This is a genomic window from Neolewinella antarctica (assembly GCF_011927835.1).
GTDB lineage: Bacteria > Bacteroidota > Bacteroidia > Chitinophagales > Saprospiraceae > Neolewinella > Neolewinella antarctica.
In genome coordinates this window covers 142,481-168,768 of the sequence record NZ_JAATJH010000002.1, presented here as the reverse complement: position 1 = coordinate 168,768, position 26,288 = coordinate 142,481, and the positions used below count along the sequence as shown (strand labels likewise).

Genomic DNA, 26,288 nt, shown 5'->3' with positions numbered 1-26,288 from the left:
GAATAGAACCGGCCCCCCGCATTACCGGATCTAAGGCTATTCTACCGCGAGCCGCACAATCCCCTCCCCTTCCACGGATGCGTAAGCGTAACCGTCCGGCCCCATCCGCAGATCGCGTACGCGGCCGAGGTTGTTGAGTAATTTATCTTCGCCGACCACGTCCTTTCCGTCGAGGCGGACGTGCTGGACGCGCATAAACTTCAGGCTACCGACGAGGAGATCGCCTTCCCAGCCGGGGTACTTATCGCCCGTAATGAAACACATACCGCTGGGGGCAATGCTGGGTACCCAGTAATGCAGGGGTTGCTCCATCCCGGGTCTGGCAACTTCTTCGGTTATCTGCGAACCATCGTAGTTGATGCCGTAGGTGATGACCGGCCAGCCGTAGTTCAGGCCGGGTTGGATAATGTTGATCTCGTCGCCACCGCGGGGGCCGTGCTCCGTTTCCCAGATTTCGCCGGTTTCCGGATGGGCAGTCAGGCTCTGCGGATTGCGGTGGCCGTAGGAGTAGATAGCCTGCTTGGCGGCGGGGTATTTGATGAAGGGGTTATCGGCCGGAATCGAGCCGTCTTTGGCGATTCGGTACACTTTACCGGCGTCGCGCGTCGAGTCCTGTGGGTTCTCGTCGCGGTTGCCCCGGTCGCCGACGGTGAAGTAGAGGTGACCGTCCTGTGGGCCCCAAATCATTTTCCCACCGTAGTGCCGGGTTACGTCGGTTTTGGGCTCGATCTCGTAGAGGACGGTAAAGTTTTCCAGGGCCGTCTCTGCGATGTTCAGAGTAGCGCGGCCCACGGCGGTGCCGGCGTTATCCTTCCCGTCTGGTTTGGAATAAGAGAGGTAGATCGTCCGGTTTGTCACGAAATCGGGGTCGAGTAAGACTTCCATGAGTCCGCCCTGACCCTTGGCCCGTACTTCCGGGACGCCCCCGGTAATTTCTTTGCTTTCGCTGCCGTCCGCGCTGATTAACAACAATTTTCCGGCCCGGTCCGTCGCGATGATTCGGCTGTCGGGCAGGAAGCGGAAGGACCACAGCACGTCTTCGTAGGCGAAAACCACGTTCGGCTTGATGGCGGCGGGGCTGAGGGCCATGTTGGCTTCCCGGGCGAGGGCGGCGCGGTCGGGCGCGGGGTTGACCGTCTCGGTGGCGGTCGTTGCCGGCGTGTCGCAGGCGAATAAAGTAATCGCAAAAGCTAGGGAAAAAAGTAAGCGCATAAGTTCCGGTTGAGGTCTGATTATACAAGCAGTCGCCAAGATAGGTTGCGCGGACGCCGGTGCCACGAATTTACCAAAGCGCAAAGGCGGTGGGGCGTAAGAATAGTGATCACGGATTGAACCATAAGTACGGATCGATTATTTAATGTAGGTACATTAAATAATCTACTATGCAATCCACCTTTCACCCGGCAGATTCCCGTGGCTTAGCGGAGCACGGCTGGCTAAAATCTCACCATACGTTCAGCTTCGCTAACTACCGCAACGCGGAGCGGATGAACTTCGGGACCCTCCGTGTACTCAATGACGATTACGTAGCCCCTGGCCGCGGCTTCGGCAAGCACCGCCACGAAAACATGGAGATCGTATCCATTCCCCTTTCCGGTGACCTGAAACACGAAGATTCTATGGGTAACCAAACCATCATCAAGCAGGGCGACGTGCAGGCGATGAGCGCCGGCACCGGCGTGGCCCACAGTGAAATGAACGCCAGCGCGGACGAAGCAGTAGAATTTCTCCAGATTTGGGTCTTCCCGAAGTCTCGTAACGTCGAACCCACCTACAGCCAAATCACGCTGGAGGATGGTGCCTTAGACAACAATCTCGACCAGATCGTGAGCCCCCACCCCACCGACCGGGGCGTAAGCGTCAATCAAGATGCTTGGTTTCACCTCGGCAATTTAAGTGCGGGAACCGAGCTAGACTACGAATTGAAGAAAGCCGGCAACGGTGTTTACGCTTTCCTACTGGAAGGCAGCATCAACCTAGCCGGCCAGCACCTCGACCGGCGGGACGGGTTCGGCGTTTGGGACGTTAACCGGATCGACATCACGGCGAACACGGACGCCCGGGTGCTGCTTATGGAAGTACCCATGGAGCTTCCGGGCTGAGCCCACTTGACCCTGCTCTTTTCATTATTTACCCGGCACCGGCGCCCGCGCCCACGTCACCATGCTACCCCAAAATTTTAATCCACATGCCTACCATCTTAGATAACCTCAACTGGCGCTACGCCACCAAAAAATTCGACGCCACCAAGCAAGCCGGTGAAGCGGACATTAGCGTCCTCAAACAAGCCGTGAACCTCGCGGCCACCAGCTTCGGTCTCCAACCCTTCCGCGTCGCGGTCGTCACCGACCAAGCGATTAAAGACAAGCTAAAAGCAGCAGCCTACGACCAAACCCAGGTCGCCGACGCCAGCCATATTTTCGTCTTCGCCGCCAAGAAAACGATGAGCGCCGAGTACGTGGACGACTTCATCAAGATGACCGCCCAGCAGCGCGCCATCCCGCTGGAATCGGTAGAAGGTTACGGTGAATACATCAAGGGCAGCATCTCTAGCCACGACGATGAATTCATCCTCAACTGGAACAAACGTCAGGCTTACATCGCTCTCGGCACGCTTCTGGCCGCCGCCGCGGAGCAACGCCTCGACGCTTGCCCGATGGAGGGCTTCGAACCGGCTAAGTTCGACGAAATCCTCGGCCTGGCTGATAAGGGATTGACCGCTTGCGTGATCGCTCCGGTCGGTTACCGTTCCGAAGAAGACCACGCGCAGAACTACGCCAAAGTGCGTTTTCCACTAGGTGAGATGTTTCTTTAAATAGCCTCACTAGACACAAAAAATCCCCGCTACGTACCATACGTGGCGGGGATTTCTATTCTGTGCAAGTTGCATTTATCGAACTGCGTGACGCAGATACTAAGTAGTAACTATTCCATCCGACAAACCATCATCCAGCAAATCCTCCTTGGGTAACTTCCGCTCCATCCGCCAATTGCGGATCTTGGTTGGCGTAGAGTAGCGTAACCAGATCATCACCGGAACGACGACCAGCGTGAGGAAAGTGGCGAAAACCATTCCGAAGATGATCGTCCAGGCCATCGGGCCCCACAGCGCGGTGTTGTCGCCACCGAGGAAGTAGCGGGGGTCCCAACTGGCGATGAAGCTAAAGAAGTCGAAGTTGAGGCCGATCGCCAGTGGGATCAAGCCGAGAACGGTGGTGATCGCCGTCAGCAAAACTGGTCGGAGACGAGTTGCGCCGCCGGAGATAATACCCTCACGTAAATCTTCGAGTGGTAGTTCCTTAAAGCTCTTCAGGCCGAGTTCGTCCGACCGTTCCGTCAGTTTCAAGAAGGTGTAGTCAATCAGGACAATGGCATTATTGACGACTACCCCCGCCAGGGCGATGATGCCCACCCCAGTGAAGACCACCGAGAAAGCGACGTCGAACAGGTCGCCAAATAAGAAGTAACCGAGTAAGACACCTCCTAACGAGAGAATGACCGACGTCAGGATGATGAAGGGAGCGGAAAGGCTGTTGAACTGCGCCACGATGATCACGAAGATCAGGAAAAGCGCGAAGACGAAAGAGCCGAGGAGGAAACCAATATCCTCCTGTTGCTGTTGCTGCTCGCCGGTAAATTCGTAGGTAAAACCTTGCGGCAGATCGTAGTCCTGCATGGCGATGTCGAGCTGCGGGATGACGTCGTTTCCGGTGTAACCTTCGAGCGTGTTGGAGCTGACGGTAATGACGCGGTCGAGATCCTTACGTTTGATCGAGGAGTAGGTGGACGTGTACTCGACACTGGCGACCGTGCGGATGGGCACCTGGGAGATCTGCCCGTTCGTCGGGTCGCGGAAGGTAATGCGTTGGTCGAGCAGGTTGTCGACGCTGTTGCGGTCGCGCTGGGCGAGGCGGAGGAAGATGGGATATTCGTCTTCGCCCTGCTTGTACTTACTGATCTCCTTTCCGTAGACGCTCGTCCGGAGGGCGGAGGCGATGGAGAAGGTGGACAGGCCGTAACGGCGGGCGGCTTCGCGGTCGATCTTCACTTCGAGCTCGGGGACGCCGAGTTTAATGTCGGCTTGCAGTTCTTCGATGCCGGGAATGCCCTGGCTGTTCAGGTAGGCAATAATTTGGTCGCCGAGGGGGATGAGTTTGTCGATGTCTTCGCCGATGACTTCCAGGTTAATGGCTTTACCGGTGGAAGGGCCGGAGGCGTTCGGGGCTACGCTGACTTTCACGCCGGGCACGCCGCGGACGGCGCTGCGCAGTTCTTCCATGATGTCCTTGGTACTCAATCCGCCGCGCTCGCGGAAGGGGACGAAGGTGACGGTGATTCGGGCCTTATTTGGCGTAAAGCCGGGTTCGGGTGGAGCGTTAGGATCTGCCGTGTTCTCGCCGATCTGGGTCAGGACGGCCTCGACGATCTCTTCGTAAGGTTCGAGGGTTTTGATGATGTTGCCTTCGATGACCTTGACGGTCGCATCCGTGGCGGCGATGTCGGTGCCCAGGGGCATTTCTACGAAAGCGTTGACGTAGAGCGGATCGGCGGCCGGGAAGAACTCTATCTGGGGTGGGCTGACGGCCGTGAGGATGAAGGATAATATGAGCAAGCCGATAGTACCAATCATGACCGTTTTACTGAAACGGAGGGAGAAACCGATTAAGTGATCATACTTGCGTTCCAGCCAGGGTAAAAAGCTATCCTGAAAGGCGAAGGAGGCTGGGCGAAGCAGGAAAAAATAGACCAGACTTAAGATCGTAGTAATAACCATGAGGTTGAAAAACCACGTCAGACCAAGTAGCAATCCGAAAATTACACCAAGCGCCATTTGTACTGCTGCACCTATCAAAATATTTTTGCGCTTCCGCCCGTGCATCTCCTTGTTTTTCGCTCGCTCATCGACCCGCATAAAATAGCTAGCCAGGACTGGGTTAATGACCAAGGCCACGATGAGGGAAGAAGCCAAAACCAGAATCAGTGTGATCGGAAAATACTTCATAAACTCGCCAATGATACCCGGCCAAACGAGCAAAGGACTGAACGCCGCAAGCGTCGTCGCCGTAGAAGCGATAATCGGCCAGGCTACTTCGCCCGCGCCGAACTTGGCGGAGTTATCCGAGGAACGACCATTTTGTAGGTAGCGATAGACGTTTTCTACAATTACAATTCCGTTATCCACGAGCAGGCCGAGGGCCAGAATCAGGGCGAAAAGCACGACGATGTTCAGCGTCACACCGGACAGCCAGATCCAGAGAATACCCATCAACATCGAAAGTGGAATGGCGATACCGACGAAAAGCGCGTTCCGCAGGCCGAGGAAGAAAAGCAGAACCAGCACTACTAGCAAGACGCCGGAAATGATACTGTTCTCTAAGTTCTCCACCTGATCACGGGTGTTCGTTGACTGGTCATTGAAAAAAGTCACGTCCAAATCCGCCGGCAGATTAGCGGTGACATCGGTAACGGTTTCTTTGACCCCGTCCGAAGTCGTCAGCAGGTTCTCACCGGACTTTTTGATGATGTCCAGACTAATTACGGGCAAGGTGTTGGCCCGGGCGATGCTCTTGGGTTCCTCGTAGCCAAATTTGGCCGTAGCCACGTCGCGCAGGTAAACCAGCCGCTGGCGTTCGTTCTTGATGATGGTGTTGGACAATTCCTCCGCATCCAGAAATTCACCGACGACGCGGATGGAGCGACGCATGCCGTTGTTCTTGATCTCACCACCGGAAAGCGTCAGGTTCTCACTGGCTACGGCATTTTCGATGTCCTGAAAACTAATTTGCAGCGATTCCATCTTACGCACGTCCACGGCAATCTCTATCTCCCGTTCCTGGACGCCCTTGAGGTTGACCTCGCTAACGCCATCGACGTTCTCCAGCTCATCTTCCATCAGTTCGGCGTAGCGGCGGAGTTCGTCCGGGGGGAAATCGCCACTCATGTTGACCGTGATGATGGGTAGCTGGGAGAGATTGATTTCCAACACGGTCGGCTCGGTGTCGAGGTCACTGGGGAGTTCCGGCTTGGCCTTGTCCACGGCATCTTTCGTGCGTTGGACGGCATCGTCGAAGTCTTCGTCCGAGTTGAATTCCACCGTGATGACGGAGAAATCCTGGACGCTGGTGGACTTGATGACCTTCAGTCCGTCAACACTCTGCAGCTCTTTCTCGATGGGCCGCGTGATGAGGTTCTCGATGTCGGCGGCGGAGTTACCGAAGTAGGGTGTGTTGATGTACACCTGTGGCAATTCTACTTCCGGGAATTGCTCCTTCGGCACCTGGTCGTAGGCGAACAGGCCGAAGATGAGGATCATCACGGTGAGGAGGAAGACAGTTGTCCCGTTGTCTACGGCGGCGTTGGTTAGGCCGAAGGTTCTTTTTTCTTGTTCCACTTTGTTTTTTCTTTTGCTGCGAGGTGGTCCTGGTTTACACATCTGATGAACTTTTTAGCTGGGCGCTAACGCGCGCAGTTAAAAAGATGCATCCGATGAGAAACCAGACTGGGCTCCGGATGAAATTAAAGCGGTTCTCATCGGATGTATCTTTTGCGGATTGACGCGCAGCGACAACCCGCAAAAGTTCATCAGATGTGTAACCGCAACCACTATCCTAAAGAGATCTTCTGACCGTCCGTAAGCCCCCGCGACCCGTCCGTGATGATCCGGTCGCCAACAATGAGGCCACTGGTAATAATGGCGTTGTTGTTATAGCTCTCGCCCGTTTCGATGTATTTCTTGCGGGCAATCGTCTCGCCGTCTTCTTCACTGACGACAAATACGTAGCGTCGGCCGTCGATTTCCTGCTGAATTCGATCCTGGCTGACGACGATGATGTCGGCGGCTTCGAAGTTGAGGATTTCCACCTCGGCGAGGAGGTTGGCTTTGAGTTGGTTGCGGTATTTGGCGGGGACTTTTACTTCTACTTCGAAGGTGCGGTTAGCCGGGTCGACGGTTTTGCCGATGCGGGTGACGGGCGCTTCAAATTCGACGGCGGCGTTGGGGACTTTGATGCGGACCGTTTGCCCTTGCTTAATCTTGGTCAGTAGGTCTTCGGAAGCATCGGCGACCACGTCGAGGTCGTTCGTATTGAGGATCGACAGGATCGGTGCGCCGGGCATGGCGGCTTCACCCTGGCGCATCATGATCCGATCGACGGTGCCGCTGATGGGCGCGTAGACATTCTTTTTGGCGGCCTGTACGTCGATGCTTTTCAGCTGCTGCTGAATACGATCGAAGTTGTTTTTAGCCTGAAGGAATTGGAGCTCGGAGCCGATCTTCTGGTCCCAGAGGCGTTGCTGGCGCTCGTAGACGGTCTTAGCTAATTCACCAGCCGTTTCGAGTTCGGCGCGTTGGGTGGAAACGCTCTCTACGTCGATCGTCGCGACGAGTTGGCCGCGGCGAATGGGGTCGCCCTCCTCGAAACGCATACTGACGATGCGCCCGGGAATTTCCGGGGTAGCCATCGCGGTTTCGGAAGCGACGACGGTGGCCTGGACGTTGGCGAAATCTTCGAACGAACTGGTACTGATGGCCTGAGCGGCAACCAGGGTTCCCTTCGGTGCCAACTTCGGATTCTGCGTAAAGATGGCTTGTTCCAGCGCTTCGACTTCTTTCGAAAGTTCGCGCAACTCCCCCCGTTTGGCCTTCAGTAATTCCTGTTTGCCTTCCACCGTAGCGGGGATCGCTTCTTCTTCGGCGCCCCCGCAGGATGCCAGGAAAATGGGGAGGGCAATGATTAGGTAGTATACATTTTTCATCTCAGTAAATACTTATTATCTGTTAGGCCCGGAGGGTCGTCTATCGTAGCGTGGGACCCCGAAGGAGCCGCGCAGCGCATGCTTCCCCACGTTTTCGTTGTTATCTTGAAAGCTATTTTATCACTACCGCCCCAGCGCCAAATAAAGATCTTCCTTAGCTACTAGCGCATCGTAGAGCGCTTGCAGGTAGTTAGCCTGCGTTTCGTACAACTGTTGTTCTGCCTGCACCACTTCGATGCTGGAACCGACGCCTTCGCTGTACTTAATTTGGGTGACCTCGTAGATATCGTTAGCTAGGTCCAGGTTGTCTTTCGTCGTCTGGTAGCGTTTGTTGGCCGCCGTAAAGGTGGTCCGGGCGTTGAGTACTTCCAGTTGAATGGTCCGGTTAACGTCGTTGCGCTGGTTGACAATTTTTTCCTTGGCGAGCACGGCGCGCTGTACCCGGGCGGAGCGGGCACCGAAGTCATAAATCGGTACGCCAACGGACAGGCCGGCCAGCACGGTCGGGGCCCAGAAGCCGTTTTTAAAATCATTTCCCTGGTACTGCTGCTGCCCGGCCACGGTTGCGTACACGGTGGGCAAGTAAGCGGCTTTTTGCAGCTTGATGTTGAGGTCCTGCAGTTCGAGCGTCTTGTCGAGCAGCCGTACTTCCGGGCGGTTGAGGTAAGGGATGGCACCGGTGAGCATGGCATCCTGTATCTCCAGGTCAATCTTCTCCAGATCGTCCTCCACGACGAGCGATTCGTCGAGCGGATAGTTGAGGGTAAATTTCAGGGCACGGAGCGCGTTCTCGCCCTGGTCGAAGAGTTGGTCGCGCTGGCTGGTCAAGTTGCTAACGCTGAGGCGAAGGCGGTCGACGTCGAGCTTTTCTACGAAGCCGGCTTCAAACTGGGCGCGGGTTTCGGCCAGCAGTTTCTCGAGGTTGGTGATGTTACGGTTCAGCACCTCGATGTTCGTCTTGATCAGCAGCACGGGGAAATACGTCTGCGTCACCTGGCTACGCACCCGCCGTTGGGCGTTTTCCAATTCGAGGTTAAAATACTCCCCGCTGGCCCGGGCGGCGCGTAGGGCAACGAAGAAGGACCCGTCGAACAGCATCGCGCGGGCGTTCAAACCAGCCACGAAATTATTTTTGAGCTGCAAGCTCGCCTCACCGCCTCCGCCAGGGAAATTTTCCGGCAAAAATATCACGGGCACCGCGAAATAGTGCGTAAAGTCAACCGTGCCGTTGAACTGCGGCAGGCCAGCACTGAGCCGTTCCTTGACGTTCTGCTCGGCGTCCAAAATATCGACGCGGGCGTTGCGGATGGTGTTGGAGTTGTCCATCGCGTAGGTCACGGCCCGTTGCAGACTGAAAACGTTGCCCGGCCCGGCGTCCTCCTGCGCCCGGAGCGTGGAGGCACCGGCGAGCAGGCAGGCGGTGAGCAGCAAATAGATGAATCGTTTCATACGAAGGTTGCGTTGCGGGGTTGGCGGGTAGTTCGGACTAGTCAAGGGATTCTTGCTTCAGGTAGGCTTCGACCCGATCGCGGCCAAATTGATTGACGACACCGTTGAGGTGGTACTGGCTGTGGTGGAAGATGATGTCGGAGATCGACCGCTCGTTAGCGGGGAAAATGGAGGTATCTACGACCGTCGATACTGTGGACACGTACAGCGTGGCGATGATGTCCGGCACGAGATCGGGCCGGTACAGGCCCTCTTCCATGCCGCGTTCGATGTTGTCTTCGATTTGCTGGCGGAAATATTGTTGGTGTTGCCGCATGTTCACGTGCCAGATACTGGGGTAATATTTTTGCAGGTCATGCATCGTCGCCGGTGAAATTTCTCGCATGTTACGAATGAAGTACCGGCTGTTCTTTAGGAACTCATCAATGGCGTCTTTGCTCTGGAGTTGGTTGCGTTTGAGCGTTTCCATGTCCTCGGCGGTGTCGCATTCCATAACGAGTTGTACGAGTTGCTCCTTGTTACCAACGACCTGGTAAATCGTTTTTTTCGATACGCCCATCTCCCGGGCAATGTCATCCATACTCACGCTCTTGATGCCCAGGCGCATGTATAGCTGATCGGCAGTCTCAATTAGCTTCTCTTTAAGTTTTTCCATCTCGTTCACGACGCAAAGAACGGCGGAAACTTTCGATGTTCCTAAAGTTTTTGATGTTTTTTAAGTTTTCCACCATAATTACTAACAAGGTTTTGCGCGGTCGCGGGTGCAAGGAGAATGGGCTAGTGCGCAATGACACCTTCGATCATAACATTTTCAAAACTAACCTTTGCATTTAGCGTGCGTTCCCAAATCATTGCTCCTAAACCCCCTTTTGCTGGCACCCGCGACCGCGCACCGGCTTTCGCTTAATTATTTTCCGTGGACTTCGAATCGCTCAAAGACAAACCAGCCCCCGCCCCGGAAGACCGCAGGGCACCCTTGTTCAACGACTTCGGCCTCGGCGGCAACGTCGGCCGCAAGCCCGGGACGCGGTTGATCAATAACGACGGTTCTTTCAATGTGGTCCACCGGGGAAAAACGAAGCGCGACTCATACAAACTATTGATGGATATGTCGTGGCTCAAACTGCTCGCGACGACGATCTTTACTTACGTAATGATCAATTTAGTTTTCTCGGCCGGCTTTTTGATCATCGGCACGAATAGTCTTTCGAACATCGACCAGGACTGGCAACTGTGGCGACGCGCCCTGGCCTGTTTTTTCTTCAGTATCCAGACCTTTACGACGGTCGGCTACGGTGACATTGCCCCCGTTGGCATCGCCGCCAATACGCTGGCCTCTCTCTTGGCGCTGTTCGGCTGGGTTGCCCTGGCCATCGTGACGGGTGTCTTTTTTGCCCGTTTCGCACAGCCCGGCAAGATGATTGCCTTTTCGAAAAAAGCACTGGTCGCGCCTTACAATGCGGGTGGGTTCAGCCTTCAGTTTCGCATCGTCAACGTGCGGGATACCAGCCTGATCAACGTCACCGCCCGCGTCATGCTTACGTGGATCGAGGAGGGCAACCGCCGCTTCTCTCCCTTAGTGCTGGAGCGCGATACCGTCCCGCTGTTCCCGCTAAACTGGACGATCGTCCACCCCATCGACGAAAAGAGCCCCATCATCAAGTGGGACTACGAAACCTTTTGCCGCCAGCGCGCCGAACTTCTCATCACCGTCGAGGGCTACGACCAGACGTTCTCCCAACCCATCCACGTCCAGAACTCTTACATTTTCGACGAGATTGCCTGGAACGCGCGGTTCAAACCGATGTATCTGGAGCGGGATAGTACGACGGAGATTTGGCTGGACCGGCTTGATGACTTGGAGGAGTTGGGGGAGTAGGCGGTAGGGTTTTAGGTGGTAGGAAGATTTAGGCGGTAGGCGGTAGGCGGTAGATTCGCTTCGATAGCTGCTTTTGGATATAGAAATATTTACCGTATCGACTGCACGTATTACTTGTGTCTTGGTTCCCCTAAAACGTACACCTGTTTATGGTAACGAACTCCTCAAGTTTCCAGCTATTCTCACGGATAACGTACTACCGCCTACCAGCCTACCGCCTAATACCGCCTAATACCGCCTACCAGTCTACCGCCTAATTCTCCCTACCGCCTTACTCTCTCCCAGCGAACCTTATCCCCTCCCCAACCTTAGTCCAATAAACTCCCCCAACCATGTTCAACGTAATGAAAACCTCCGCCGATTTCCAGGCCGCGCTCGACGCCAGCCAGGAGAAGCCGATCGTCATTTTCAAGCATTCCGCCACTTGCCCGTTTTCCGCCGCCGCGCAGATCGAGGTCGCCAACACCAAGCACGATCTCGACATCTACGGTATTACTCTCCAGTACACGCCGGAACTCAAAGTGGAGATCGCCGAGAAGCTGGGCGTGGAGCATAAGAGCCCGCAGACGATTGTCGTTCATAAAGGCAAGGCCGTTAGTAGCCAATGGCGGGGGGATATTCAGGAGCGGGTCTTGAAAAATGCAGTTAAAGATTTAGCGTAACACCAAGGTTGAGGGCATCTTGCCCGAACGCGCGTGCGGTAGCGCTACCGCCGTTCCCCGATAGCTATCGGGGTCGGGCAGGATGCCCTCAACCTTTTGAAAGCAATACATACATGATTCAAGCCTCCGAACTAATCCTCCGCCCCAGCGGAGCCATCTACCACCTGAACCTTCACCCCGAGCAAGTTGCCAAAACCATCATCACGGTGGGCGACCCCGAACGGGTAAAGCTGATTTCTGATAAATTTGACAAGGTCACCACCCGCGTCGAGGCCCGTGAGTTCGTGACCCATACGGGTGAACTGGACGGCGTTCCGCTGACAGTCGTCTCTACCGGCATCGGAACGGACAACATTGACATCGTCCTCAACGAGCTCGACGCACTGTTCAACATTGACCTGGACAAGCGAGAAGTAAAGGACGACCTGGCTAAATTGACCTTCATCCGCCTCGGCACCTCCGGCTCCTTTCAGCCCGACCTGCCGCTCGGCAGCTTCCTAATGAGTGAAGCCGCTTTAGCCGCCGACGGTCTTCTACCCTTTTACCTTGACGCGAGCGTGCCCGATCCGCTGGCTTACAGCCTGCACGCGCACCTGGACCGGGGCGAGGTAAAGTTTCCGGTTCCGATTTTGGTCGTCCGCCCCACCCTGCCGAGTATTTTTGCGGAAAGCGATCTACCGCGCGGCGTAACCCTCACGGCATCCGGCTTTTACGGGCCGCAGGGGCGGAGTTTGCGCTTACGGGCGGGCCTGCACGCAGGTCTACTCGAACGCCTCCGCAACTGGCAAGAGGGCGACTTACGCCTTACCAACATCGAGATGGAAACCTCCGGCATCTACGGGCTGGCAACGGCGCTCGGCCACCGGGCGGTCTCCGTTTCCGCGCTCATTGCGAACCGTGCGCTGGGAACTTTTCACGAGCGGCCCGGTGAGGTGGTGGAAAAACTCATCGAACGCGGGTTGGAACTGGCGACGAACATGCGCGAGGGTTGAGGGATTAAAACGGTATGACGCACCGTACTTCCCGCTTCGTGGCCCTCGGTGGCCTGCTTACGCTAGCCGCTCTTTACGCGATGAATAGCCTCGGCTATCTCGGCCCCAACCCCATCGGCAGCACCTCGCGCGCAACGGCTCCGCTAATCGTACCGGCGGGTTACGCTTTCGCGATCTGGGGCCCTATTTACATCGGATTGTTAATTTTTCCGATTTACCAACTTTTCAAGAAACGGGAGGAACACCCGGCCTGGATCGAACTCCGCCTCTGGTACGCAGCCAACGTGGTGGCCAACGGCGTCTGGCTGGCGCTGGCGAGTTACGATCAGGTGTGGTCGACGGTGGCGGTGATCGTCTTTATGCTCGTTTCGCTGTTTCGGATCAACGTACTGCTCAATCGCATCGAAGCCGCCGGCGCGCCGGTCAACTACTGGCTGGAGCGGTTCGTCTTTTACGTCTACTTCGCGTGGGTGACCTTAGCGACGGTACTCAACGTAGCGAGTGATCTTGACTTTACGGGCTGGGACGGTGGTCCGCTCTCCGCAGTGACCTGGACGGTAGTAATGATGCTCGTAGCCGCAGGCATTGCCGGGTTCACGGCCTGGCGGTTCGGAAGTGCGGCTTACGCGGGTGTGGTGGTTTGGGCGTTCGTGGCGATTTGCGTGAAACATGCGGAGACGTATTCGACTATTTTTTACGTGGCGTTGGCAGTGGCGGTATTGTTTTCGGTGCTAGGGGTTAGGTTATTTTCCCAGCCGCGGCTCAAAATGGCGTAGGGTGTATTCCACCGCAATATTAAGTACTTCGCTGGGGCAGGTCGTTTTCCTACTGATCGAATTCTGACTAAGCTTCGTCGAAACACCTCTTCGCGAGCCACCACGCCCGCCCTATATTAGCCGGCATGAAAAACGATACTAAGCCCCGGCCAAAGTGGATGCGCCGCCTCGCCCGGGATAGCTGGCAGGCGGAACTAATCATTTCCGGAGCGGCCATTTTCGGTTCGCTGCAACTACCCGTCTTACTGGAGCGCCTACAGCATTACTTACTACTCAACGTCGATCGCTCCCTACTCGGGTTCTGGGCTTACGTTACGGGTTACTGGGCGGCCTTTGTCTACGGGCTGGTTTTCTTGTTTATTTTCCATTTCATCGTCCGGGCACTCTGGATCGGGCTGGTTGGCTTGCAAAGCATTTACCCCGAGGGAATGGTCAGGTCGGAAATAAATAGTCAGGATTACCAGGACAAGGCCTTCGCGGAATACGGGAACATCGATGGCTTACTGACTCGGTTGGATGAAATGGCGAGCGGGCTTTTCGGCACGGGCTTTACTTTCGCGGGCCTATTCTTCAACATCGGGCTTATTCTCTCGATTATTCTCTTCGCCATCACCGGGATGGGCATACTGGGCGTGCCGGAATTTTGGGCCATCAGGATTGGCCTGGTTCCCGTGGCTTTGGTGCTGGCGCTCTCCCTTATTTCCGGGGTTTTCAATTTAAAGACTTTACGGGAAAAACAATGGGTGAAACGCTACCACTTCCCCTTCGTCAAGGTGATGAACAGGCTCATCATACCCATCAATCACCACTTTACGACGAGCGGATTAATGTTGCTCTCTTCCAACTCCGCTACGAACAAGGGTACCGAAAAAGCTACCGTTGGTAAGATCGTTACTGGCATCGTAGTCTTCACGCTCATCAGTTTCGGTTTCGGTTTTCTGTTGGCGGTCTCCGATATCCTTAAGCCGGAGTTTATGGATGATCGTTACCACCGCATGGGAAACGACCCCACCGTGATCGACCCCAAAAACTACGTCGATACCGATAAGACCGACCTCTTCTACGAACCCATGCTAAATACCTTGCACGTCGAATCTACGGGGCCGCTCTGGGTGTGGGTACCCTTACCCGAACGGGAGTGGAAGATTATGTTAGATAACTGTAGCGACCCCGAACCGGCTGATGACCTGGAAAGGGAGGCCCGGCGATTAGCCAGGCGTCAACATGGCCTGCGCTGCGCCAAAGAATACGTGGAGATTTATCTCGACGAAGAGAAAATAGACGACCCGGATTTTCTGCGTGATTTTCACACTAGCGTGGGCTTGGAGCAATTCGGCGTACGCCTTGAAATGACGGATCGCCTACCCGCGCCGGGCCGCCACACCATCCGCGTCGTCACCCACTACCCCCTTGACGAAGACAAACCAGAGGAAAACTTCCGCACAACCTACATCCCTTTTTATGTGCTAGAAGCGGAGTGATCTCTCGTCTTCAGTGAAGGTGTCAGCAGGCCTCGTTCCACGACTTTCTGGTCCGTCCGTTTGGCACCGTAGGCCTTCGTTAAGTAACTAATGCCCGCTTCCAAATCCAACACGCCGCAAGAAAAAACGTCGACCGCCGCATAGCCGTGTTCCGGCCAGGTGTGAACCGTTAGGTGGGATTCCGCAATAATCACCACCCCACTCACGCCGTGGGTCGGGAAGGCGTGAAAATGGCTGCCCATCACGGTTGCACCCATCGCGGCGGCGGCACCCAATAAGATGCGTTCGCTATCGGGCGGGAATTTAAGGAGATCGGCGTCGCAGTCGTACAGTTCGAGGAGGACGTGGCGGCCGAGGGCGGTTGGGGGGGCGGGTGTTTCACTCATCACATCGTTTTTTCGCGTTGCCAGCTCGACCATTCGGCGAGGAAATAATCCAGTAGCACGGGCTTGTCGAGGCGGTTGGGGCGCAGGCCGCCGGGGTTGACCATGTCGCGGGGGAAGTAGTCGAAGGCGGCGACGAGTTCGGGGTCGAGGAAACGGGTTGGCACGTCCTGGCGGTAAGTTATTTCGTCGGTGACGGCGGGGCTGTCGGAGGCCATCACGAAACCCCATTCACCAAAGCTGGGGACGTTAACGTGGTAGGGTGCCACCGTTTGGTATCCGCTCGCGAGTAGTGTTTCGTAGATGCACCAGTAGGTATCTTTCGTGTGGTAGGGGCTGGTGGCCTGGGTGGCGAACACGCCGTCGGGGGTCAGGCGGGCGCGGGCCATTTTGAAGAACCAGGTGCTGTAGAGGCGGGCCACGCTTTCGTTCGCCGGGTCGGGCAGGTCGGCGATGATGAGGTCGTAGTGGGCGGTGTCGTTGCGGAGGAAAACGGCGGCGTCCTGGGCGCGGACGCGGGTGCGGGGGTCGTCCAGGGAAGCATTATTTAGTTGGCGCAAGCCTGCGTGCCGGTTGGCGAGATCGAAAATGCGGTCGTCGAGATCGACGATCACTAGCTCCCGCAATTCGGGTAATTTGAGGAGTTCCCGAGCCAATAGTCCTTCGCCACCACCCAGGACGAGCGCCCGTTCAACTTTGCTCTTCCCCCAGGCACTCGGCACCAGCGCCAGCGCCTCGTGATAACGGTATTCATCGCGCGAAGAGAATTGGATGACGCGATTGAGGTACAAACGGAGATCATCATCATTCTGCGTCAGGACGATGTTTTGGTAGGAAGACTGCTCTTTATAAATGACCCGGTGGGGATAGGCCCGTGCCTCCCAGGCCTCCAAAAACGGCTCGGCGCGCCACAGCAAGACCGAGAAAAGGACCAAGCCACCAATGGTCCAGGCGTAAATCCTACGGCGGCGCGCCAGCGGAAGTTGATCCCGAAAAAACAGCGTAACCGCCAACCCCAGCAACAAATTCACCGCCCCGAAAAGCAAGCTCGAACTGTACAAACCCACGAACGGCAGCAGCAAAAACGGGAGCAACAAGGTCGCCCCGAGCGCCCCGATGTAGTCGTAGCCCAGCACGTTGGCGAGGCTGTCCTTCAACGGATAGTAAGTCTTCATCACCCGCGCCAGCAACGGAATCTCCAGCCCGGTCAGCGAGCCGATCCCGAACACCAACGCCAGCATCGTCCACTGATACTGCTGGTTCGTCTGAAACTGAAACAGCCAGTACAACAACGGCACCGACGCCCCGCCGAGCAGTCCGAGGGCAATCTCCGTGCGCACGAACGCCTCCAATTCATTACCCTTTACGTACTTCGTCAGGAAGCTCCCGACGCCCATCGCAAACATGTACACGCCGATCGTGAGCGAAAATTGCTTGACGCTGTCGCCGAGAAAGTAGGCGCTCGTCGTGGAAATGACGAGCTCGTAGATGATGGAGCAGAGGCCGGCGAGGAAGACGGCGGCGATTAGTAATATTTTCTCGGAAGACTTCGGCAATGATTACAATTTATTAGGTCGAGGGCCTCTGGCCCGAATGCAACGGCGGCAGCGCTACCGCACGCGCATTCGGGCCAGAGGCCCTCGACCTAGGGCAAAACATAGTTGGCCGGCAATCCTTTATAGTACCGATCCAACCATACTACATGCAAAAGTCATTTCTACGCGCTTTGTTGGCCTGCGGGCTCGGACTGAGCATTTTCAGCTGCACCACCGACACGGCCGACACCGGCTGGGACGAGCCCACGACCGGCGTCATCACCACTGTCCGCGAAGTGAACGCGGGCAACTTTAAGATTGCTAGTGAGGACCCCGTCCCGACGGTCACCGACAGTCGCATCATCATCCAGCCGCTCGACGGCAACGTCGATACGCTGACCCTAGAAGAGGCCAAATTAGTTAGCCAGAACAGCGACACCACGAGCACCCGCAGCCGGGCCGTGCGTGGCGGCGGCATGGGTTTTTTCGGCTACATGATGCTGGGCCGAATGATGGGCGGCGGCATTAACCGGGGCGCTTACGTCAACGGCGCGGCCTACAACCGGGCCAACTCCACGGCGGGCAGCAGCGTACGCGGTTCGGCGCGGCGCACGGGCGGCTCTTCCCGCAATTCCGGCTTCGGCTCGGGCAGAAGTACCCGGAGCGTTGGTGGATAAGCGCCTGCGGGACGCGCCCGTACTCCCCGAAAAGTTCTTCCGCCAGCACGGCCTGGAGTACTACGCCACGGGGGAGAACCACGATTATTTGTCCGACGAAATCCTTCTCGTCAGTGCCGAAGAAGAAGCCAACGCCCTGCGCGTGGCCGATGAATTATTCGAGATTTTACGCTCGACGGCCAAGCGCTGTCTGATCGATCCGTCGCGCTTGGATCGCATGGGTATTCCGGAACGGGCGCGGCCGCTGGTGCAGTGGTCGTTCGAAAACGAGTGGGACGACTACTGTTTCGGCCGTTTCGACTTCGCCGGCGGACTGGATGGTCTACCCCTCCAACTACTGGAACTGAATGCGGATACCTCCAGCCTCCTACCGGAAGCAACGATCATCCAACCGGAGGTCGTCCGCAAAGCCGGTTTCAAACCCCTCAAGAATACCGTAGAAAAAGCCCTCACCGAGCAGTTTACCAAGATCAAAGCCGCGCGCGGCAAAGCCATCGCCGCCGGCGCCCACCTCGGCCACGAAGACGACCGGCTCAACCTGGAGACTTTGCTCAAGATCGCCCGCAAAGCCAAGTGGCAGGCCGACGAGGTTGAACTACCCGAACTTATTTTCGAGGAAGAGGGTGGTTTGCTCGTGGAGAAAGGCGAGGACAAATACACCCGCTATTACTACCTCCTCAAGTTCTTTCCCTGGGACTGGGCCCTCACCGAAGAACCCCAACTCTGGGACTTACTCGAAAAACTCTGCACCAAGAACCTTGTCCGCGTCCTCAACCCCGCGTGGACGATGCTGCTGCAAAACAAAGCGCTCCTCGCCTACGCCTGGCAGGATAACCCGGGTCACCCGGCGCTTTTACCCACTGCCTTCGATCCCGCAGACTTGCCAAATCCGGCTTTAGGTTACGTCCGCAAACCCATCTACGGGCGTATGGGCGAGAACATCATGATCAGCCGCACGGGCCGGGGGGTGGACGCGGAGACGCGGGGGGATTACGGTGCGCAGCAAACGATCTATCAGCAACTAGCGCCCTTCGGAATGGACGACGAAGATTACCGATATCAGTTGAGTGTGTTCATGACGCCGGGGGCTAGTGGGCTTTGTTGCCGGCGGGGGGAGGGGTTGATTTTGGGGGACGAGGGGGAGTTTGTTTCGCTCGGGGTTCACAGCCAGAATGGGAGTTCCGCCAAGCCGGGATGGAAGTTTTGGTGAGTTGATTGGTCTGTGTTTCCTGAAAGATTAGCTTGGCCTTTTAGCTGCACTTAATGTTGTATGAGTTCTGTTCGGCCGCTATGAATGCGACCAGGCCAAACCGTCGATTGACGTAGCCGCCAAGATTGCCAAAGCCATGGGGGTTTCGCTTGATTACCTTTCCGATAATGTCGAAGCCGATATTGGTGAGGAAGAAGTCAAGCGGGTGCAGTCGATTCAGGGATTACCCGATAGCGAGAAGGATCTGATTACACGGACGATTGATGCGTTGGTGCGGGATGCGAGGTTCAGGCACGCGTACTCTCTCTAGCAGAATGCCGATTTACTCAACCAGTTCCATAAAGTAGAACAACTCCCCAGCGATCAAAAGATGATCGTTAAGGAGCTGCTCGATGCGTTTCTGCTTAAAAATGATATTCGGGGGCAGTTTGTGGTCGCCTAATCATGTATTTATTTTGTAGAACTTGCCGGGGTTCTCACAAAAGTTACTTCTCCTATAATCGTTTGATTAGCGGAAGTGAGTTCGATTCCTTCTTGAATGGGCACTACTACGGTGTCCGGTACATGAGACTGAATAAAAGCATATATAGAATGTGGGCCGCTTTTATTAAATAATAGACTGGTTTCAACTCCAACCGTCCAGTCCTTCTTGTACCTGTCTAAAATTTCAGATGCTACAAAATCAACTTGTAGGTTGTAATATTCAGGTATAATCGATATTCCTTGGTCACCCTTCGAGCTATATCTCCATGCATGCTCAACCCAAGTCTTTCGGACATCATATTTTTGATTGTCAACAATTATAGCACCTCCCAGGACTTCATATTCTGCTATATAAACTCCCTTAGCTTTCGCGTCTTCCATATCGCTACTTAATCCAGGAGACCCTTCACGAGGACCACATGATATAGTAAAAATTAGTACAGCTAAGAGTATTACGTTCTTCATAACTATCATCTTGGAGCTAATGCACTGGCGGGGACAACCTTTCCTTGAGGATTCTGCTTCTTTATTTCTTCGTAACGTTTGTTTGGAATAGAACTCATTCCCTTTCTAATTAAGCTCGTAAATACACTCCCATTTATGAACTGATGACTTTTCTGGGTTTAGGAGTTCCAGGATTAAAGCCGCCAGCCCTGAGGGCATCTGAGCAAACATCAATACAACTATTTTCGCTCACATCGTAATCTTGCGTTACTGATTCGCTTGCAGCCTCCCGCATAACATCATCTGTTTTCTCGTCGGCAGCTAATTGGTAGCCTTCCGTATAGATTTGTTCGCCATCTTCAGTTTGGTTTCTTGGGTCATTCGCAAATTCTTCTAAACTGCCATATTCATCCCCTTTCTGGGGATGCTTATCCGACGGACCAGAGGTACCCGATGAAGCGAGAGTTCCATTATCAGAGTACAGTGTCCATCTATCACCACCCCCAATTAAAACGGCGGCGTGACCTAAACCCATTACCTGTTCGGGTGCACTTAATACTATCAAGCTATCGCCCAGCGGATCAATAATGGAAATGGGATTATTACCCATCCCATTATAGGGCGACAAATTCGCAAAAGATTCCGCTTTCGGGTCTACTTGTAGCCACCTTCCAATGGTTGGATCGTAAGCTCGATAGAAAGCCAAGTCCAGCCCCAGCTCCTCATTTCTTTCCATCCCATTATACCGGTAATCATTTCCCTTCCCCCCACTCATCCAATCATACTCCTGCGCCAACCCAAATGGCGTATAATGATTCTCCTGAAGAATTTCATTAGTAGCATCATTTGCAGTAACGTCCACAATACCATTATTGTTGAGGTCCGCAAAAGTCAGTCGGGTATTTCCTAGGTGGTCACGTATCGAATACTCATACTGCCACCCACTTCCCGCTTTAGGGGTGATTCTACCCCCTTCATGATAAATAGCTTCTAAACTTCCGTCTCGGTATTCTATTCCGTTGATGTAGTCTTTGGTGTGGTTCCCAACACTATTTCCGCCACTCGTGGTTTGTTGTAGTTTACGGCCATTGGCATCGTAGATTATGGATAATACCTTACCATTCGCATAAGGAATGCGGGAAGGTAAGTTTAGGTGATTGTAGGTTATTCCATTGCCGGTTATTCCTTTGCTCATGGTTATTCTGAGTTACGGTTTCTGTCGTAGGTATAGTGAGTATCCTACCCAATGCGCACAAGGAGATACAACAAAAGAAAAGGTAGCGCCCATTCATGATTACAGCTAATCAATCGCAACATTCTTTATTTCAAGATGCATAAAAACGAACGTGCAACTCGCGCACTTGCTCCGCGAGTTCGGGAACGGGACCGATGACCTCGATCCCGGGAACCACCTCCTGAATAGATAGCGGCCGTACCGGAGGCTTGGGAACACCTAATTTCGTTAGCCAAGATGTCAATTGTTTCGTAGAACTCGCGTAGATAATGCGTCCCAATCCTACCCAACCGTGCGCTGCGGCGCACATGGCGCAGTGTTCGCCGGAGGTATAGACCGTCGCTACTTCACGTTCTTCGGGTATCATGTTCGCTGCCGCCCAGCGGGTGATCTCAAACTCGGGGTGTCGGGTTTGGTCGTCGGCCGTCACCACTTCATTCCGGCCTTCGAACAAGACCTGCCCGTCAGCTGAAACAAGCACTGAGCCAAAAGGCTGATTACCCGCGGAGAGTGCTTCTTTTGCTAGTTCTACGCAGCGTTGTAAATGCTGCAAATCTTTACCAGTTAGCTTATCCATTTTTTCTGTTTGTTTCGAGGTGAATCGACAATTGAATTCATCGCTTTGAAATTTCTGTTTGAGCCATTACGTCCTTGAAGTGGCAAAAACCTAATCGGTAGCGAAGTAGTCGCTTCGTAAAGAGAGCTAATCTTCACGTAATTTAGAGCTTTTTGAAATTCACCAACCCGTGCGTCAAGGAGTGGCAGAATTTAGCAGCTCACCTAATATTTAGTTGACCTCTCGCTATCGGATTTTTCCACAAAAGCACAAAAAAAAGTAAGAGGTGTATTAGAGTAGCCGAACACAGCTTTTCTGTGCTTTTGTGTTTTTGTGGCCAAAAAAATCTGCGTAACGTCAGCTTTTAAAACGCGTCGCCCGTAATTAGATAGGAGAAGCAGCACTAATTCCTCCTCAACCCCGAAACAAAAAGAACCGCTCCTTCAACTCCTCAATCGCCGTCTCCTTATTGGTAGTGATGTAACTCAGGGCCTCATCCGTGAACTGCTGCCCCTTGGGGGTGAGGTCGACGACGTCGTCGACAATGGTAATAAGGTTGTTCTTCCGGGCCAGGTCCAGCACCCGGCGCGAGCGCACTTCCTGCCAGTTGATGTGCTCCCGCAGGTGGTTGACGTGGCGTTCGCGTTTTTCCTGGTGGTTCTGTAAGTGGAGCAAAAACACCAACAGACTTACCTCCAGCCGCTGCCGCCGCTCCCGGAACAAGGAAGAAAGTACTCCCTGCCCCGGTGCGAATAAATAGACTACAAAAAAGAGCAGCCCCAGCACCGTAGACATCGAACCGGCGATGGACGCATCCAGCAAATTGGCCAGCCAGTAGCCCGCGATGGCCGCAAACACGCCGAAGCCGCAGCTCAGCAGGAGCATCTTCCGCAGGTCGTCGGTCAGCAAGTAAGCCGTGGCCGCGGGTGCAATGATGAGGGCAACGACTAGCACGGCCCCCACCGCGTCGAAGGCACCCACCACCGTCACCGACGAGACGGTCATCAGGCCGTAGTGCAGGATGAGTGGGCTGAACCCCAGCGTAGCCGCCAGCCCTGCGTCGAAGGTGCTCAGTTTAAGCTCCTTAAAGAACAGCAGCAGCAACGTCAGCGTCACCGTCAGGATGGTACCGATTACCCACAAGGATTTCGGGCCCCAGTCGCTACCGCCCACCAACAGTCGGTCGAAGGGCGCAAAGGCCAGTTCCCCCAGCAGCACCGCGTCGATGTCGAGGTGGACGTCGTTGGCGTTTCGGGCAATCAGGATCACACCGATGCTGAACAGGGCCGGAAAAACGAGGCCAATGGCGGTATCTTCCTTCACCAAGCCGGTCCGCTGGATGGCCTCGACCAGAATGACGGTGATCACCCCGGTCAGTGCGGCCAGCAGGATGAGCAACGGCGAATTAAGATCCTGGGTAAGGAAGAATCCCAGCACGATGCCCGGCAGGATCGAGTGACTAATGGCATCACTGATCATGGCCATTTTACGCAGCACGAGGAAGGTACCGGGGATGGCACAGGCCACGGCCACCAGGGCGGCGATTAGCTGAATTTCAATTTGGGTACCGCTCATACCGGGTCGGGGGTTTGATCGTACAAAGTAGCTGCCTCCTCATATCCCTTCGGCGTCATGGCCCACTGATCGCCTTCGATGCGGATCAGCTCCCGCTCCGCCAACTGGTTAAGGGTCTTGCGCGTGTACCCCTGGAAGTTGTTCAGGATGCGAATAGCGTGGGGGTGGGAAATGTCCGCATGGTCGCTCGCGATGTGGTACATGAAAGTGAGGGTCTTCTTGCGGTTCAGGTCCTTGCGGTTGCGGCGAAAGCGAATTTCCCGAAAGAGCAGCCCGCGCTCCGGTGAGAAGACGAAGGACACCAGCACGATCACCGCCGCTACCAGCACGATTACCGGCCCGGTGGAAAGGTTATCGTAGCTCGCACTGATGGCCGTCCCGAACACCCCGGCCAGCGCGCCGAAGACGGAGGCGAGAAAAATCATCGTGCTCAGTTTGTTGGTCCACTGACGGGCGGCCGCGGCGGGGGCCAGCAGCATGGCGCTCATCAGTACGACCCCGACGGTCTGTAGCCCCAGCACGATCGCGATCACGATAAAACTAGTGATCAGGATATCGAGGAAGCGGGTGTTAAACCCCAGCGTCTGGGTGTAATCCGCGTCGAAAAGCAGCAACTTCAGTTCTTTCCAAAACAATAGTAACACCAACAGGCTCACCCCCGTCGCCCCGGCCATCAGCCACACGTCGGATTCTACCAGCGTGGCGGCCTGGCCGAACAGGTACTTATCCAGCCCCGCTTGGTTAGCGTTGGGTAATTTTTGGATGTAGGTAAGCAGCAACATCCCGAACCCGAAGAAGAGCGAAAGAATTAGCCCGAGGGCCGTATCACTCTTCAGCCGGGTATGTTTCACGATGCTCCGTATCCAGAACGCGCCCACCAGTCCGCTCACGAGTGCCCCCAGGAGCAGTATTTCCTGTTTCTTCACTCCCGTGAAGAGGAAGGCCAGAGCGATGCCCGGCAGTGCCGCGTGAGAGATCGCGTCGCCCAGCAAACTCTGCTTGCGCAGCACCGCAAAGCTGCCCAACATCCCACAGATCGCCCCGAGGATGGCCGTGCCCAGGGTGATGGTGCGGAGGGTGTAGTTGGTGAAAAAGTCGGAGAGCTCCATGCGAACTGAGAATCTGGTTTTTAGTGAGGGGTGTTCTGCGGGTATTCAGTACCGATGATCGGTATCTGATCACCACCTAGTGTTCGGTACCTACCCCTTGGTCGCTACTTTGTAGTTGATGCCGTACGTTTTGGTGAGATTATCGTCGTTAAAAATATCCCTGATGGGCCCGGAAGCAATGCTTTTGACGTTGAGGAAGGTGACCCAGTCGAAGTACTCCGGAACGGTCTGGAGATCGTGGTGCACGACGACGAGCGTCTTGCCGGACTGGCGGAGCTCCTTCAGAATGTTGACGATGGCGCGCTCGGTGGTAGCGTCGACGCCCTGAAAGGGTTCATCCATCAGGTAGATAGCGGCGTCCTGCACGAGAGCACGGGCCAGGAAAATGCGTTGCTGCTGCCCCCCGCTGAGTTGGCTGATCTGGCGGTCGCGGAACGAAAGCATCCCCACCTTTTCGAGCGCCTCGAGGGCACGCTTTTTTTCCTTCTGCCCGGGTCGCTTGATCCAGCCGAGGCCGCCGTAAGTCCCCATCATCACGACGTCGAGGGCTACGGTGGGAAAATCCCAGTCCACGCTACCCTTCTGGGGCACGTAGGCGACTTTATCGACCTGCTTTTTGTACGGCTTACCGAATACCTGGACGCTGCCCGCGATGGGCTTAATGATACCGAGGATGGACTTAATCAGCGTCGACTTACCGGCGCCATTGGGGCCGACGATGGCCATCAGGACGCCTTCGGGGATGGTAAGGTCGATGTCCCACAGTACCGGTTTGTAGTTGTAGGCTACGGTGAGGTCGTCGATCTGGATGGCCGGGGGCCGGGTACTGGGTGCGGGGTTGTTCACTTGAGCGCGTTGACGATGGTGTTGACGTTGTGGGTGAACATCCCGAGGTAAGTCCCCTCGTCGGTGCCGGCGCTGCCGAGCGCGTCGGAGTAGAGCGTACCGCCGATCGCTACGTCGAACCCGTCGGCTTTCACCGCCTGCTGGAGCGCTTCAATGGTTCGGCGGGGCACGCTGGTTTCCACAAAAATGGCCTTTACTTGCTTATCGATGATGAGCCGGGCCAGTTTTTGCACGTCCTGCACGCCGGCTTCGGTGGCCGTGCTGAGGCCCTGGAGGCCCACGACCTCGAACCCGTATTCCTGGCCGAAGTAGTTGAAGGCATCGTGGGCGGTGACCAAAACCCGCTTCTCCGCGGGCAGGGTAGTAATTGTTGCGCGCACGTCCGTTTCCAGCGCGTCCAGCTTCCGTAGGTAGGCTACTTCATTGGCGCGGAAAAAGTCGGCGTGCTGCGGATCGAGCTCACTCAGTTGCTCGGTCAGGTAAGCCGTGAGTTGCTTCCAGTATTCGATGTTGAACCAGATGTGGGGGTCGTAATTACTGGCGAAGTACTCCGAGCCGATGAGGCCATCCTTATTCAGCGCTTCGGCCAGGGCAATAGTGTTCGTAGTACGGCCCATTTTCTCGAAGACATCGACCAGCTTTCCTTCCAGGTGAAGCCCGCTGTAGAAGACGACGTCCGCGCTCGTGAGCTTCGTTACGTCGCCCTCGCTTGCTTTGTAGAGGTGCGGGTCGACGCCGCTACCCATGAGCCCCTGCACGCTAACCGAGTCGCCACCGATGTTTTTGACCAAATCGGTGATCATGGTGGTGGTGGTGACGATCTTTAGTCTGCCGTCCGCCGCGCCGGCCGCACCGTTTTCGCAGGCTACCGTCAGCACGAGACCGCAGGCCAGGAGTACGCCGCTCAGCAGCCGGAGCGGGGAAACAAAGATTCGAGTACTGACTTTCATTAGCGTTCTTTATTGACGAAGTTAGAAACGACTAACTTAGAACAAAGATCGCTAAAACTTCCGGATTTTGAATACTGGAGCGCGGTCAACTGTTCCAGGTAAATCGTCAGACCACCGGCTTGGTGGCAGGTCGGCGCACGTCCACTTTACGATTCACTCCCCGTAGCTATCTGGCACCCGCCCCAATAGCCATCGGGGCGCCAATCACCGCTCACCCCAAACGAAAAGAATGGAACGACACGCTGAGTGAAATGGCACCCTCAGAATTAGTCAGAGCCCGCACGGAATATCT

The 26,288-nt window shown here is 55.3% G+C and carries 23 protein-coding genes; 9 read left to right on the top strand and 14 right to left on the bottom strand.

The annotated features are described in order from the left end of the window. Positions 1–36: 36 nt before the first annotated feature. The gene (locus tag GGR27_RS06010; RefSeq protein ID WP_168036518.1) at positions 37–1,212 is read right to left on the bottom strand and encodes a PQQ-dependent sugar dehydrogenase; all 1,176 of its coding nucleotides are present in this window, start codon (positions 1,210–1,212) and stop codon (positions 37–39) included. A 170-nt stretch (positions 1,213–1,382) separates the two neighbouring features. Between GGR27_RS06010 and GGR27_RS06005 the strand changes: the two genes are divergently transcribed. Both GGR27_RS06005 and GGR27_RS06000 read left to right on the top strand, forming a co-directional pair. Continuing rightward, positions 1,383–2,102: a pirin family protein gene (locus GGR27_RS06005; RefSeq protein WP_168036517.1), complete on the top strand. Its 720-nt coding sequence runs from the start codon at positions 1,383–1,385 to the stop codon at positions 2,100–2,102. An 86-nt stretch (positions 2,103–2,188) separates the two neighbouring features. Continuing rightward, positions 2,189–2,815 carry an NAD(P)H-dependent oxidoreductase gene (locus GGR27_RS06000; RefSeq protein ID WP_168036516.1) on the top strand — a complete coding sequence of 209 codons (627 nt, stop codon included), beginning with the start codon at positions 2,189–2,191 and terminating at the stop codon, positions 2,813–2,815. A gap of 99 nt (positions 2,816–2,914) precedes the next feature. On the opposite strand, the gene GGR27_RS05995 is transcribed toward GGR27_RS06000, so the two are convergent. The 4 genes from GGR27_RS05995 to GGR27_RS05980 all read right to left on the bottom strand — a co-directional run bounded on the left by GGR27_RS05995 (position 2,915) and on the right by GGR27_RS05980 (position 9,859). After that, positions 2,915–6,391 carry an efflux RND transporter permease subunit gene (locus GGR27_RS05995; RefSeq protein ID WP_320060341.1) on the bottom strand — a complete coding sequence of 1,159 codons (3,477 nt, stop codon included), beginning with the start codon at positions 6,389–6,391 and terminating at the stop codon, positions 2,915–2,917. Between the two features lie 212 nt (positions 6,392–6,603). Further along, entirely contained in the window at positions 6,604–7,755 is a 1,152-nt protein-coding gene (locus GGR27_RS05990; RefSeq protein ID WP_168036514.1) for an efflux RND transporter periplasmic adaptor subunit, read from the bottom strand. A 123-nt stretch (positions 7,756–7,878) separates the two neighbouring features. Continuing rightward, the gene (locus tag GGR27_RS05985; protein ID WP_168036513.1) at positions 7,879–9,204 is read right to left on the bottom strand and encodes a TolC family protein; all 1,326 of its coding nucleotides are present in this window, start codon (positions 9,202–9,204) and stop codon (positions 7,879–7,881) included. A gap of 37 nt (positions 9,205–9,241) precedes the next feature. Beyond that, complete coding sequence (locus GGR27_RS05980) at positions 9,242–9,859, bottom strand: TetR/AcrR family transcriptional regulator (RefSeq protein WP_168036512.1); 618 nt, start codon at positions 9,857–9,859, stop codon at positions 9,242–9,244. Positions 9,860–10,120: 261 nt separating this feature from the next. On the opposite strand from GGR27_RS05980, the gene GGR27_RS05975 reads away from it, so the two are divergent. From GGR27_RS05975 to GGR27_RS05955, 5 genes are all read left to right on the top strand, one after another. Then, positions 10,121–11,083 carry an ion channel gene (locus GGR27_RS05975; protein ID WP_168036511.1) on the top strand — a complete coding sequence of 321 codons (963 nt, stop codon included), beginning with the start codon at positions 10,121–10,123 and terminating at the stop codon, positions 11,081–11,083. 332 nt (positions 11,084–11,415) lie between these two features. Then, the gene (locus GGR27_RS05970; protein ID WP_168036510.1) at positions 11,416–11,745 is read left to right on the top strand and encodes a monothiol bacilliredoxin BrxC family protein; all 330 of its coding nucleotides are present in this window, start codon (positions 11,416–11,418) and stop codon (positions 11,743–11,745) included. A gap of 113 nt (positions 11,746–11,858) precedes the next feature. Beyond that, positions 11,859–12,737 (top strand): nucleoside phosphorylase, encoded by an 879-nt coding sequence (locus tag GGR27_RS05965; protein ID WP_168036509.1) that lies wholly within the window; start codon positions 11,859–11,861, stop codon positions 12,735–12,737. Between the two features lie 14 nt (positions 12,738–12,751). Further along, positions 12,752–13,513, top strand: a complete 762-nt coding sequence (locus GGR27_RS05960) for a hypothetical protein (protein WP_168036508.1) — start codon at positions 12,752–12,754, stop codon at positions 13,511–13,513. 125 nt (positions 13,514–13,638) lie between these two features. Beyond that, positions 13,639–14,994 (top strand): hypothetical protein, encoded by a 1,356-nt coding sequence (locus tag GGR27_RS05955; RefSeq protein WP_168036507.1) that lies wholly within the window; start codon positions 13,639–13,641, stop codon positions 14,992–14,994. Here the strand turns inward: GGR27_RS05955 and speD are convergent. Together speD and GGR27_RS05945 are read right to left on the bottom strand one after the other, a co-directional pair. Continuing rightward, positions 14,973–15,380 (bottom strand): adenosylmethionine decarboxylase, encoded by a 408-nt coding sequence (gene speD, locus GGR27_RS05950; RefSeq protein ID WP_168036506.1) that lies wholly within the window; start codon positions 15,378–15,380, stop codon positions 14,973–14,975. The genes GGR27_RS05955 and speD overlap by 22 nt on opposite strands. Further along, positions 15,380–16,933, bottom strand: a complete 1,554-nt coding sequence (locus GGR27_RS05945; protein WP_168036505.1) for a polyamine aminopropyltransferase — start codon at positions 16,931–16,933, stop codon at positions 15,380–15,382. The genes speD and GGR27_RS05945 overlap by 1 nt, the downstream gene beginning before the upstream one ends. Before the next feature lie 146 nt (positions 16,934–17,079). On the opposite strand from GGR27_RS05945, the gene GGR27_RS05940 reads away from it, so the two are divergent. Next, on the top strand, positions 17,080–17,589 hold the full coding sequence (locus GGR27_RS05940) for a hypothetical protein (RefSeq protein WP_168036504.1): 510 nt from the start codon (positions 17,080–17,082) through the stop codon (positions 17,587–17,589). Continuing rightward, positions 17,582–18,799, top strand: coding sequence for a glutathionylspermidine synthase family protein (locus GGR27_RS05935; protein ID WP_168036503.1), 1,218 nt, complete (start codon positions 17,582–17,584; stop codon positions 18,797–18,799). The genes GGR27_RS05940 and GGR27_RS05935 overlap by 8 nt, the downstream gene beginning before the upstream one ends. Positions 18,800–19,249: 450 nt before the next feature. On the opposite strand, the gene GGR27_RS05925 is transcribed toward GGR27_RS05935, so the two are convergent. The 7 genes from GGR27_RS05925 to GGR27_RS05895 all read right to left on the bottom strand — a co-directional run bounded on the left by GGR27_RS05925 (position 19,250) and on the right by GGR27_RS05895 (position 25,996). After that, on the bottom strand, positions 19,250–19,663 hold the full coding sequence (locus GGR27_RS05925; protein WP_168036502.1) for a hypothetical protein: 414 nt from the start codon (positions 19,661–19,663) through the stop codon (positions 19,250–19,252). 217 nt (positions 19,664–19,880) lie between these two features. Next, a complete protein-coding gene (locus tag GGR27_RS05920) occupies positions 19,881–20,921 on the bottom strand; it encodes an RHS repeat-associated core domain-containing protein (protein WP_168036501.1) in 1,041 nt (346 codons plus the stop codon). A 130-nt stretch (positions 20,922–21,051) separates the two neighbouring features. Beyond that, entirely contained in the window at positions 21,052–21,537 is a 486-nt protein-coding gene (locus tag GGR27_RS05915; protein ID WP_209037891.1) for a nucleoside deaminase, read from the bottom strand. A gap of 393 nt (positions 21,538–21,930) precedes the next feature. Continuing rightward, entirely contained in the window at positions 21,931–23,091 is a 1,161-nt protein-coding gene (locus GGR27_RS05910) for a metal ABC transporter permease (RefSeq protein ID WP_168036500.1), read from the bottom strand. Beyond that, complete coding sequence (locus tag GGR27_RS05905; protein WP_168036499.1) at positions 23,088–24,200, bottom strand: metal ABC transporter permease; 1,113 nt, start codon at positions 24,198–24,200, stop codon at positions 23,088–23,090. Before GGR27_RS05905 ends, GGR27_RS05910 begins: the two co-directional genes overlap by 4 nt. Before the next feature lie 90 nt (positions 24,201–24,290). Beyond that, positions 24,291–25,046, bottom strand: coding sequence for a metal ABC transporter ATP-binding protein (locus GGR27_RS05900; protein ID WP_168036498.1), 756 nt, complete (start codon positions 25,044–25,046; stop codon positions 24,291–24,293). After that, positions 25,043–25,996, bottom strand: coding sequence for a metal ABC transporter solute-binding protein, Zn/Mn family (locus tag GGR27_RS05895; protein WP_168036497.1), 954 nt, complete (start codon positions 25,994–25,996; stop codon positions 25,043–25,045). Before GGR27_RS05895 ends, GGR27_RS05900 begins: the two co-directional genes overlap by 4 nt. Between the last annotated feature and the right edge of the window lie 292 nt (positions 25,997–26,288).

Coding starts and splice junctions, on each gene's coding strand:
- GGR27_RS06010 (WP_168036518.1), bottom strand. CDS start 1,212: ATGCGCTTACTTTTTTCCCTAGCTTTTGCGATTACTTTATTCGCCTGC.
- GGR27_RS06005 (WP_168036517.1), top strand. CDS start 1,383: ATGCAATCCACCTTTCACCCGGCAGATTCCCGTGGCTTAGCGGAGCAC.
- GGR27_RS06000 (WP_168036516.1), top strand. CDS start 2,189: ATGCCTACCATCTTAGATAACCTCAACTGGCGCTACGCCACCAAAAAA.
- GGR27_RS05990 (WP_168036514.1), bottom strand. CDS start 7,755: ATGAAAAATGTATACTACCTAATCATTGCCCTCCCCATTTTCCTGGCA.
- GGR27_RS05985 (WP_168036513.1), bottom strand. CDS start 9,204: ATGAAACGATTCATCTATTTGCTGCTCACCGCCTGCCTGCTCGCCGGT.
- GGR27_RS05980 (WP_168036512.1), bottom strand. CDS start 9,859: ATGGAAAAACTTAAAGAGAAGCTAATTGAGACTGCCGATCAGCTATAC.
- GGR27_RS05970 (WP_168036510.1), top strand. CDS start 11,416: ATGTTCAACGTAATGAAAACCTCCGCCGATTTCCAGGCCGCGCTCGAC.
- GGR27_RS05965 (WP_168036509.1), top strand. CDS start 11,859: ATGATTCAAGCCTCCGAACTAATCCTCCGCCCCAGCGGAGCCATCTAC.
- GGR27_RS05960 (WP_168036508.1), top strand. CDS start 12,752: ATGACGCACCGTACTTCCCGCTTCGTGGCCCTCGGTGGCCTGCTTACG.
- GGR27_RS05955 (WP_168036507.1), top strand. CDS start 13,639: ATGAAAAACGATACTAAGCCCCGGCCAAAGTGGATGCGCCGCCTCGCC.
- speD (WP_168036506.1), bottom strand. CDS start 15,380: ATGAGTGAAACACCCGCCCCCCCAACCGCCCTCGGCCGCCACGTCCTC.
- GGR27_RS05940 (WP_168036504.1), top strand. CDS start 17,080: ATGCAAAAGTCATTTCTACGCGCTTTGTTGGCCTGCGGGCTCGGACTG.
- GGR27_RS05925 (WP_168036502.1), bottom strand. CDS start 19,663: ATGGAAGACGCGAAAGCTAAGGGAGTTTATATAGCAGAATATGAAGTC.
- GGR27_RS05920 (WP_168036501.1), bottom strand. CDS start 20,921: ATGAGCAAAGGAATAACCGGCAATGGAATAACCTACAATCACCTAAAC.
- GGR27_RS05915 (WP_209037891.1), bottom strand. CDS start 21,537: ATGGATAAGCTAACTGGTAAAGATTTGCAGCATTTACAACGCTGCGTA.
- GGR27_RS05910 (WP_168036500.1), bottom strand. CDS start 23,091: ATGAGCGGTACCCAAATTGAAATTCAGCTAATCGCCGCCCTGGTGGCC.
- GGR27_RS05905 (WP_168036499.1), bottom strand. CDS start 24,200: ATGGAGCTCTCCGACTTTTTCACCAACTACACCCTCCGCACCATCACC.
- GGR27_RS05895 (WP_168036497.1), bottom strand. CDS start 25,996: ATGAAAGTCAGTACTCGAATCTTTGTTTCCCCGCTCCGGCTGCTGAGC.